The organism is Roseomonas sp. USHLN139 (genome assembly GCF_037145735.1).
In the GTDB taxonomy this organism is placed as follows: domain Bacteria; phylum Pseudomonadota; class Alphaproteobacteria; order Acetobacterales; family Acetobacteraceae; genus Pseudoroseomonas.
The window spans coordinates 16,572-25,782 of the sequence record NZ_JBBCWY010000001.1; the positions used below are offsets into that span (position 1 = coordinate 16,572).

At 69.4% G+C, this 9,211-nt stretch carries 9 protein-coding genes; 7 read left to right on the forward strand and 2 right to left on the reverse strand.

Annotated features, from left to right (window positions below; translation table 11 throughout):
* Positions 1-43: 43 nt before the first annotated feature.
* Complete coding sequence (locus WFI16_RS00155) at positions 44-1,648, reverse strand: ABC transporter substrate-binding protein (protein ID WP_442970614.1); 1,605 nt, start codon at positions 1,646-1,648, stop codon at positions 44-46.
* Positions 1,649-1,823: 175 nt separating this feature from the next.
* Here WFI16_RS00155 and WFI16_RS00160 point away from each other — a divergent pair, with 175 nt between their 5' ends.
* The 7 genes from WFI16_RS00160 (at position 1,824) to WFI16_RS00190 (ending at position 8,627) form a co-directional block, all read left to right on the forward strand.
* Complete coding sequence (locus WFI16_RS00160; RefSeq protein ID WP_419895766.1) at positions 1,824-3,386, forward strand: ABC transporter substrate-binding protein; 1,563 nt, start codon at positions 1,824-1,826, stop codon at positions 3,384-3,386.
* A gap of 14 nt (positions 3,387-3,400) precedes the next feature.
* Complete coding sequence (locus WFI16_RS00165) at positions 3,401-4,372, forward strand: ABC transporter permease (RefSeq protein ID WP_419895767.1); 972 nt, start codon at positions 3,401-3,403, stop codon at positions 4,370-4,372.
* Between the two features lies 1 nt (position 4,373).
* Positions 4,374-5,294, forward strand: a complete 921-nt coding sequence (locus WFI16_RS00170) for an ABC transporter permease (RefSeq protein ID WP_419895768.1) — start codon at positions 4,374-4,376, stop codon at positions 5,292-5,294.
* 10 nt (positions 5,295-5,304) lie between these two features.
* Entirely contained in the window at positions 5,305-6,330 is a 1,026-nt protein-coding gene (locus tag WFI16_RS00175) for an ABC transporter ATP-binding protein (protein WP_419895769.1), read from the forward strand.
* Complete coding sequence (locus WFI16_RS00180) at positions 6,327-7,328, forward strand: ABC transporter ATP-binding protein (protein WP_419895770.1); 1,002 nt, start codon at positions 6,327-6,329, stop codon at positions 7,326-7,328. Before WFI16_RS00175 ends, WFI16_RS00180 begins: the two co-directional genes overlap by 4 nt.
* 114 nt (positions 7,329-7,442) lie before the next feature.
* The gene (locus WFI16_RS00185) at positions 7,443-7,904 is read left to right on the forward strand and encodes a hypothetical protein (protein ID WP_419895771.1); all 462 of its coding nucleotides are present in this window, start codon (positions 7,443-7,445) and stop codon (positions 7,902-7,904) included.
* A gap of 75 nt (positions 7,905-7,979) precedes the next feature.
* Positions 7,980-8,627 (forward strand): NAD(P)H-dependent oxidoreductase, encoded by a 648-nt coding sequence (locus WFI16_RS00190; protein ID WP_419895772.1) that lies wholly within the window; start codon positions 7,980-7,982, stop codon positions 8,625-8,627.
* Positions 8,628-8,708: 81 nt separating this feature from the next.
* On the opposite strand, the gene WFI16_RS00195 is transcribed toward WFI16_RS00190, so the two are convergent.
* A complete protein-coding gene (locus tag WFI16_RS00195) occupies positions 8,709-9,173 on the reverse strand; it encodes an Lrp/AsnC family transcriptional regulator (protein WP_419895773.1) in 465 nt (154 codons plus the stop codon).
* Positions 9,174-9,211 lie beyond the last annotated feature (38 nt).

The window sequence follows — 9,211 nt, forward strand, 5'->3', positions numbered from 1 at the left end:
AACGTCCCGGGGCCGGCATCGCCGGCCCCGGAAACCGACAGAATTATTCGGGGCGGACGCCCATGGCGATGGTGCGCTCGTCCATCCGCGGCTCGTAGCGCAGGCCCTTCCGCACCGCCCAGCTGTTGACCAGCTGGTAGAGCGGGATGATGCCGAGATCGTCCATCGCCAGCTTCACGCCTTCCTGCAGCAGCGCCTCGCGCGCCTTGTCGTCCAGCGTCGCCGCGGCGCGCGCCGCCAGGGCGTCGAGCTCGGGGTTGCTGTAGCGGCCGGGATTGCTGGCCCCCGTCCGGCGGTCGCGGTCATGCGTGCCCAGCACATTGACCATCATGTAGGAGGCCTCGCCGGTGGTGCTGCCCCAGCCGGCCAGGCGCATGGAGAATTCCTGCCGGTTGCTGCGCACCGAGAAGCTGGCCCAGGGCAGCGCCTCGACCTGGGTCTGCACGCCGATCCGGGTCCACATCTGGGCGATCGCCTGGGCGGTCCTGGCGTCGTTGGGATAGCGGTCGTTCGGGCTGTGCAGGGTCAGGCGGAAGCCCTGTGGGAAGCCGGCCTCGGCCAGCAGGGCGCGGGCGCCGGCGGGGTCGTAGGCCGGCGGGCGCACGGCGGGGTTGTAGCCGAAGGTGCCGGGCGGCAGCCACTGGCCGGTGGCCTGGGCGGTGCCCTCCATCACCCGCTCGGCCAGGGCCTCGCGCTGGATGGCCATCGACAGCGCCCGCCGCACCCGCAGATCCTGGAACGGATTTCTGTCAAACGGCTTCCCGGCGTTGTCGGTCGCGAAAGGCGTCGCGCCGGTGCGGGAGAAATCGGCCATCAGGTAGATCAGGCGGACGCCCTGGATCTCGGGGACCGACAGCCGCTGGTCGCGCTTCAGCCGCTCCAGGTCGGTGGACGGCACCTGGTCGATGACATCGACATCGCCGGCCAGGATCGCCGCCGTGCGGGCGCCGTCGCTGGCGATGAAGCGGTAGTTCACCACCTGCCAGGGCTCGCGGCCGCCCCAGTAGTTGTCGTTGCGCACCAGCTCGGCGCGGTCGCCGGGGCGGTAGCTGCGCAGCCGGTAGGGGCCGGTGCCGATCGCCGCCTTGCCGCTGTTGTAGTCCTCGGTCGCCGCGCCCTCGCCGGCATGGCGCGAGACGATGGAGACGGCGCCCATCTCGACCGGCAGCAGCGGATGCGGCTGGGCGGTGTGCAGGCGGATGGTCAGCGGGTCGACCACCTCGACCTTGGTGATGGCGCGGACGAAGCCGCCCATGCCGCCCGGGCTGTTCGGGACATTGGGCGCGCGGCCCAGGCTGAAGGCCACGTCGTCGGCGGTGAAGTCGCGCCCGTCATGCCACTTCACGCCGGGGCGCAGCTTGAACTCCCACACCGTCGGCTCGACCGCGCGCCAGCTCTCGGCCAGGCCCGGATAGGGCTGGGCGCGGGCGTCGCGGCCGACCAGGAAGTCGAAGAGATGCATCGCCAGGGCGTTGTTGGGCGCGGCGTTGTAGAAATGCGGATCGATCGAGGTGACCGCGCCGCCAATGCCGATATTGAGAACCGTGGCGGCGCCAGGCTGCGGCTGGGCCGCGGCGGGCAGGCTTCCGGCAGACAGAAAACCGCCGAAGATCAACGAAGTAAGGCCAGCGACATGCCGCGTGCGCAAGAAAATCCGGCAGGCCGGTTTGTGGTTATTGTGTGACATGGCGATGTCCGTTTCCCGGTAGGCAAGGCGCGCAACCTAGCGACAAGGTCCCTTTCCTGCTACACTGCCCTGTGAAGAGGTCATAACCTCCCCGGGGGACGGTATGCTGCAGATCAGCACTATGCGGGCGGCCGCGATGGCCGCCGTTTCGGCGTTTGCGCTCGCCACGGCGGTTCCCGCCCAGGCTCAGAGCCTGACCATGGCGGTCGGCGCCCAGGTCACTTCCTTGGATCCTCACTACCACGCGCTGTCGCCCAACTACGCCGTGGCCACGATGATCTTCGACGCGCTGACCCAGTTCGACTCGGAGGCCCGGCTGCAGCCCGGCCTGGCCGAGAGCTGGAAGCCGGTCGGCGAGACCGTCTGGGAGTTCAAGCTTCGTCCTGGCGTGAAGTTTCACAACGGCAATCCCTTCACCGCCGAGGACGTGGCCTTCACCATTGCCCGCGTCCCCGCGGTGCTGAACAGCCCGTCCTCCTATGCGATCTATACCCGCGCCATCGAGCGCGTGGAGGTGGTCGATCCGGTGACGGTGCGCTTCCACACCCGCGCGCCCTATCCGCTGCTGCCGACCGACCTGGCGCAGGTCGCGATCCTGGATCGCGAGACGCATGAGGGCGCCAGCACCGACGACTTCAATTCCGGCAAGGTCGCCATCGGCACCGGCCCGTTCCGCTATGTGAGCTTCCGCTCCGGCGACCGGCTGGAGCTGACCCGCAACGACGGCTACTGGGGCGACAAGCCGCATTGGCAGCAGGTGCACTACCGCATCCTGCCGAACGACGCGACGCGCACCGCGGCGCTGCTGGCCGGCGATGTCGACTTCATCGACCAGGTGCCGACCTCAGACCTGGCCACGCTGCGCCGCAGCGACCGCGTCCGCATCGCCGAGAAGGATGGTCTGCGCATCATCTTCCTGGCGCTGGACCACCAGCACCCGCAGGGTTCGCCGCTGATCACCGGCAATGACGGCAAGCCGCTGCCGGCCAATCCGCTGCATGACCTCCGCGTCCGCCGCGCGCTGTCGATCGCCATCGACCGCCCGGCCATCGCGTCGCGCGTCATGGAAGGCACGGCGCAGCCCTCCGGCCAGTTCCTGCCGCCCCGCGCCTTCGGCGCCATCCCCGATCTCGGCGCGCCGCGCACCGATGCCGAGGCGGCCAAGAAGCTGCTGGCCGAGGCCGGCTATCCGGACGGCTTCCGCATCACCCTGAACGGTCCGAACGACCGCTACATGAACGATGCGCGCATCATCCAGGCGGTCGGCCAGATGTGGACCCGTATCGGCGTGCGCACCAATGTCGACGCGCAGCCCTGGACCACCTTCATCGGCCGCGCCGGCAAGCAGGAGCTCTCGGCCTTCCTGGTCGGCTGGGGCATCTCCTCGGGCGAGGCGTCGAACCCGCTGCGCTCGCTGATCGCCAGCTATGACCGCGACAAGGGCTTCGGCACCTCGAACCGCGGCCGCTACAGCAACCCGGCGATCGACGCCAAGCTGGAGCTGGCGCTGCGCGAGCTGGACGACGCCAAGCGCGAGGCGCTGCTGCGCGAGGCCACCAAGATGGCGATGGACGACGTCGCCATCATTCCCATCCACATCCAGAAGAACGTCTGGGCCATGCGCCCGACGCTGGTGCACGATTCCCGCGCGGATGAGCTGACCCGCGCGCAGGATGTGCGCCCGGCGCCGGCGCGCTGACGAAAGGCTGAGGCATGAGCGTCTATCTCCTCCGCCGGCTGTTCCAGTCCCTGCTGGTCATGCTGGCGATGTCGGTCATCGTGTTCGTCGGCGTCTATGCCATCGGCGACCCGGTCGAGATCCTGATCTCGCCGGACGCCGACCAGATCGAACGCGAGCGCGCCATCAAGGCGCTCGGCCTCGACCTGCCGCTGTGGATGCAATACCTGTCCTTCCTGGGCAATGCGCTGCGCGGTGACCTCGGCCGCAGCTTCGTGTTCAACGAGCCGGCGCTGCAGCTGATCCTGCAGCGCATGCCGGCGACGCTGGAGCTGGCCTTCGGCGCGATGTTCATCGCGCTGCTGATCGGCCTGCCGCTCGGCCTCTATGCCGGGCTGAAGCCGAACTCGATGGGCTCGAAGGTCATCATGACCGGCTCGATCCTGGGCTTCTCGCTGCCGACCTTCTGGGTCGGGCTGATGCTGATCATGGTCTTCGCCGTGCAGCTCGGCTGGCTGCCCTCGACCGGCCGCGGCCCGACCGTCGAGGTGATGGGCCTGCGCTGGTCCTTCCTGACCTGGGACGGGCTGCGGCATCTCGCGATGCCGGCGCTGAACCTGGCGCTGTTCAAGATCAGCCTGGTGATCCGCCTGACCCGCGCCGGCGTGCGCGAGACCATGCTGATGGACTACGTGAAGTTCGCCCGCGCCAAGGGCCTGAGCCCGGCGCGCGTGACCTATGTGCACGTCTTCAAGAACATCCTGATCCCGGTCGTCACCGTGGTGGGCCTCGAGCTCGGCTCGACCATCGCCTTCTCGGTGGTGACCGAGAGCGTCTTCGCCTGGCCGGGCATGGGCAAGCTGATCATCGACAGCATCAACGTGCTCGACCGCCCGGTGATCGTCGCCTACCTGATGATCATCGTGCTGATGTTCATCACCATCAATCTGCTGGTCGACCTGGCCTATTCGGCGCTCGATCCGCGGGTGCGGCTGGAGAACAAGTGAGATGAGCGCGACCACCGCCGCCACCCCCGCCGCCGCCAAGCCGCCGAAGGTCGAGACGCCCTTCCGCCGCATGGTGTCCGAGTTCTGCGAGAGCAAGACCGCCGTCGTCGGCCTGGTGGTCTTCGCCTTCATCGTGCTGATCGCGGTCTTCGCGCCGCTGCTGGCGCCGCAGAACCCCTATGACCTGGCGCAGCTCGACATCATGGACGGGCGCATGGAGCCCGGCACGGTGGGCGGCGCCGGCTTCACCTACTGGCTCGGCACCGACGACCAGGGCCGCGACATGCTGTCCGGCATCATGTACGGCCTGCGCATCTCGCTCCTCGTCGGCGCCGGCTCGGCGATCATCGCCTGCGCCGTCGGCGCCTCGCTCGGCCTGCTGGCCGCCTATGCCGGCAAGCGCACCGACACCGTCATCATGCGGCTCGTCGACCTGCAGCTCTCCTTCCCGTCGATCCTGGCCGCGCTGATGATCCTGGCCTTCCTGGGCAAGGGCGTGATGAACGTCGTGCTTGCCCTGGTGATCGTCGAATGGGCCTATTACGCCCGCACCGTGCGCGGCACCGCGCTGGTCGAGCGCCGGCGCGAATACATCGAGGCGGCGCAGTGCCTGGCGCTGCCGACGCACCGCGTCATCTTCCGCCACCTGCTGCCGAACTGCCTGCCGCCGCTGATCGTCGTCGGCACCATGCAGATCGCCCGCGCCATCGCGCTGGAAGCGACCCTGTCCTTCCTCGGCCTCGGCGTGCCGATCACCGAGCCCTCGCTCGGCCTGCTGATCTCCAACGGCTACGAGTACATGCTCTCGGGCAAGTACTGGATCAGCTTCTACCCGGGCATCGCCCTGCTGGTGACCATCGTCTCCATCAACCTGGTGGGCGACCAGCTGCGCGACGTGCTGAACCCGCGGCTCAAGAAGTAAGGACGAGCCTATGGCCCAGTCTCCCTCGGCTTACGCGGCGGCTGCCCCCGCCGGTGCGCCGACCCTGGAGGTCCGTAACCTCCAGACCCACTTTTTCACCCGCGCCGGCGTGGTGAAGGCGGTCGACGGCGTCTCCTTCACCGTCGGCCGCGGCAAGGTCCTCGGCCTGGTCGGCGAGTCCGGCTCGGGCAAGACCGTCACCGGCTTCTCGATCCTCGGCCTGGTCGATGCGCCGGGCCGCATCACCGGCGGCTCGATCCTGTTCCACGGCCAGGACCTGGCGAAGCTGCGCGAGGAGGAGATGCGGCGGCTGCGCGGCAACCGCATCGCCATGATCTTCCAGGACCCGATGATGACGCTGAACCCGGTGCTCCGGGTCGACACGCAGATGATCGAGACCGTGCTGGCGCATACCAAGGTCAGCAAGGAGGAAGCCCGCCAGCGCGCCCGCGACACGCTGGGCATGGTCGGCATCCCGAGCCCGGACGAGCGGCTGAAGAGCTATCCGCACCAGTTCTCCGGCGGCATGCGCCAGCGCGTGGCGATCGCCATCGCCCTGCTGCACCGCCCCGAGCTGATCGTCGCCGACGAGCCGACGACGGCGCTGGATGTCACCATCCAGGCGCAGATCCTGGCCGAGGTCCAGAAGCTCTGCGCCGAGACCGGCACGGCGATGATGTGGATCACCCATGACCTCTCGGTGGTCGCCGGCCTCGCCGACGACATCGCCGTCATGTATGCCGGCCGCGTGGTCGAGCGCGGCCCGGTCAGCGAGGTGCTCGACGCTCCGCTGCACCCCTATACCGCCGGCCTGATCGGCAGCGTGCCCAGCCGCAACAAGCGCGGCGAGCCGCTGCGGCAGATCCCGGGCATGACGCCCTCGCTGCTGAACCTGCCGCAGGGCTGCGCCTTCCAGACGCGCTGCCCGCGCGCCGCCGATGTCTGCCGCCAGGATCCGCCGCTCGGCGAGCTGCTGCCCGGCCGCCAGGCGCGGTGCTTCCGCCCCTATCTTCCCAGCGGGGAGGCCGCCGCATGAATCCGGCGATCATCGAACTCAAGGGCGTTTCCAAGCGCTTCTCCAAGTCGCTCGACTTCGCCGGCCGCATGGCCAAGAAGCTCGGCGCGCCGGTGCGGGAAGAGACCGTCCATGCCGTCGACGGCGTCGACCTGACCGTCCGCAAGGGCGAGGTGGTCGGGCTGGTCGGCGAATCCGGCTGCGGCAAGTCGACGCTCGGCCGCATGGTCGCCGGCATCATGCCGGCCTCCGATGGCGAGATCCTGTGGCATGGCCGCCCGGTCGGGGCGCTGCGCGGCGCCGAGGCCCGCCAGGCCAAGCTGCAGACGCAGATGATCTTCCAGGACCCCTACGCCTCGCTGAACCCGCGCATGCGGGTGGCCGACATCGTCGGCGAGGCGCCGCAGGTGCATGGGCTGATCAAGCGTGGCGAGTTCGAGACCTATGTCGACGAGCAGCTGCGCCGCGCCGGCCTCGACCCCTCGCTGAAGCGGCGCTACCCGCACCAGTTCTCCGGCGGCCAGCGGCAGCGCATCGGCATCGCCCGGGCGCTGGCGGTGCAGCCGGAATTCATCGTCTGCGACGAGGCGGTCGCCGCGCTCGACGTGTCGATCCAGGCGCAGATCCTGAACCTGTTCATGGATCTGCGGCGCGAACTCGACCTGACCTACCTGTTCATCAGCCATGACCTCGGCGTGGTCGAGCATCTCTCCGACCGCGTGGTGATCATGTATCTGGGCCGGGTGGTCGAGGAGGCGGCGGCGGAGGAGATCTTCGCCCGCGCCAACCACCCCTATACCCAGGCGCTGCTCTCCGAGGTGCCGCGCATCGAGGCGCGCAAGAAGACCTTCGCCGGGGTCAAGGGCGAGATCCCCTCGCCGCTGAACCCGCCGCCGGGCTGCCACTTCCATCCGCGCTGCCCGCATGCCTTCGACCGCTGCAAGATCGAGCGGCCGAAGCTGCGCGAGGTGGCGCCGGGCCACAAGAGCGCCTGCCACCTGAACGACGTGGTGGCCTGAGCGCGCGCGTCCTTCGGGGCGCGCAACGCTCCAGGGCTGTTGCATTGACCGGGACGAAGAGCCGGGGGAGGGAACTCCCCCGGCTTTTCGCGTTCAGGCACCGAAAGGAGGCGCATGCGCCGTTTCCCCACTCTCCGCGCCCTCTCCCTCCTCGCCCTGGCGGGCTGTGCCATGGAGGATTCCGAACGGGTGCAGCAGGCGCGCAGCAGCCTGGTGGGGCTGAGCCGTGCCGATCTGTTCCTCTGCGCCGGCTTCCCCGGCAAGCGGGAGCGGATCGACACGGTGCGGGAGATGATGACCTATGAGCTGGGCGGCGGCTCCGGCAGCGGGCTGAACCTGAACCTGCCGGTGGTGGGTGCGCTGAACCTGACCGGCGCCGCCGGCTATTGCCGCGCCACCTTCGAGCTGATCGACGCGCGGGTGACGCGGGTCGGCTTCAGCGGCGACAAGAACCTGCCGGCCGCGCCGGACGCGCTCTGCGCGCCGCTGATCCGCGCCTGCCTGGAATGGCCGCGCGACGCGGCACCGGCACCGGCACCGGCGCCGGTTCCCGCGCCCGCCCCGCCGCCAGGCTGACGCTGCCCCTTGCGGGCATGCTGCACCGCACCAATCTTGGGACCGATCCGTTCAAGCGGTTGAGCGGTAATTCTCATGATGGATGACGCAGCCATGCTGCTCGACAAGCTCACCTGGCGCTACGCCACCAAGAAGATGGACCCGGCCAAGGCCGTGCCGGCGGAGAAGCTGGAGCGGATCCTGCAGGCCATCGCCCTGGCGCCGACCTCGAGTGGGCTGCAGCCCTTCGAGCTGCTGGTGGTGACCAACCCCGAGATCCGCCAGAAGATCCAGCCCATCGCCTGGAACCAGAGCCAGGTGACCGAAGGCTCGCACCTGCTGGTCTTCGCCGCCTGGGACAATTACACGGCCGAGCGGATCAACGCCGTCTACGACCAGATCGTCGCCGAGCGCGGCTTCAACGAGGGGCTGGAGAACTATCGCCAGCGCCTGCTGGCCAATTATCCCGGCCGCGACCCGCAGGAGAATTTCGAGCACGCGGCGCGGCAGGCCTATATCGCGCTGGGCTTCGCCCTGGCGGCGGCGGCCGAGGAGGAGGTCGACTCGACCCCGATGGAGGGCTTCGACCCGGCGGCGCTGGACGAGATCCTGGGCCTGCGCGCGCGCGGCCTGCGCTCGGTGGTGATTTTGCCGCTGGGCTATCGCGAGGCCGACAAGGACTGGCTGGCCGGCATGAAGAAGGTGCGCCGGCCGCGCAGCCTGTTCATCCGCGACGTGGTGTGAGCCGGCCAGCTGACTGATCGCGGGGTCCGGGGTGGCCGTGCCACCCCGGCGGGGTCCAGGGGCGGCGCCCCTGGCCTTGTCCTATTCTTCGGTGGCTTCGGCCACCGGCAGGATCGCCGTTTCCTTGGCCGAGGTGATCGCCAGGATGGTCTCGGTGCGCTCCACGCCCGGCTGGCTGCGCACCGCATCCGCCACGAAGCGCTCCAGCGCCGCCAGGTCGGGCAGGCGGATCTTCAGCAGGAAGGTCCAGGCGCCGGTGACGTGGTGGCATTCCAGCACCGGCTCGGCGGCGCGCATGGCGATGCGGAAGGCGTTCTCCTCCGGCCCCGGCCGCAGCGAGACAAAGACGAAGGCCAGCAGGGGGCAGCCGATGGCGCCGGGGTCCAGGTCGGCGCGCCAGCCGCGGATCGTGCCGCGCTCCTCCAGCCGCTTGACCCGTTCCGCGGTGGCGGAGACCGAGAGCCCCGCCACCTTGGCCAGCTCGGCGAGCCCCGCCGCCCCGTTATCCTGCAGGGCGACGAGAATGTTCCGGTCGATCACGTCCATGACGCGAGTTTATCCGGCGCCCGGGCTTTGTGAAACGC

Excerpts from the sequence above, each read along its gene's own strand:
- WFI16_RS00175 (WP_419895769.1), top strand. The coding sequence starts at position 5,305 with ATGGCCCAGTCTCCCTCGGCTTACGCGGCGGCTGCCCCCGCCGGTGCG.
- WFI16_RS00180 (WP_419895770.1), top strand. The coding sequence starts at position 6,327 with ATGAATCCGGCGATCATCGAACTCAAGGGCGTTTCCAAGCGCTTCTCC.
- WFI16_RS00170 (WP_419895768.1), top strand. The coding sequence starts at position 4,374 with ATGAGCGCGACCACCGCCGCCACCCCCGCCGCCGCCAAGCCGCCGAAG.
- WFI16_RS00195 (WP_419895773.1), bottom strand. The coding sequence starts at position 9,173 with ATGGACGTGATCGACCGGAACATTCTCGTCGCCCTGCAGGATAACGGG.
- WFI16_RS00185 (WP_419895771.1), top strand. The coding sequence starts at position 7,443 with ATGCGCCGTTTCCCCACTCTCCGCGCCCTCTCCCTCCTCGCCCTGGCG.
- WFI16_RS00190 (WP_419895772.1), top strand. The coding sequence starts at position 7,980 with ATGATGGATGACGCAGCCATGCTGCTCGACAAGCTCACCTGGCGCTAC.
- WFI16_RS00165 (WP_419895767.1), top strand. The coding sequence starts at position 3,401 with ATGAGCGTCTATCTCCTCCGCCGGCTGTTCCAGTCCCTGCTGGTCATG.
- WFI16_RS00160 (WP_419895766.1), top strand. The coding sequence starts at position 1,824 with ATGGCCGCCGTTTCGGCGTTTGCGCTCGCCACGGCGGTTCCCGCCCAG.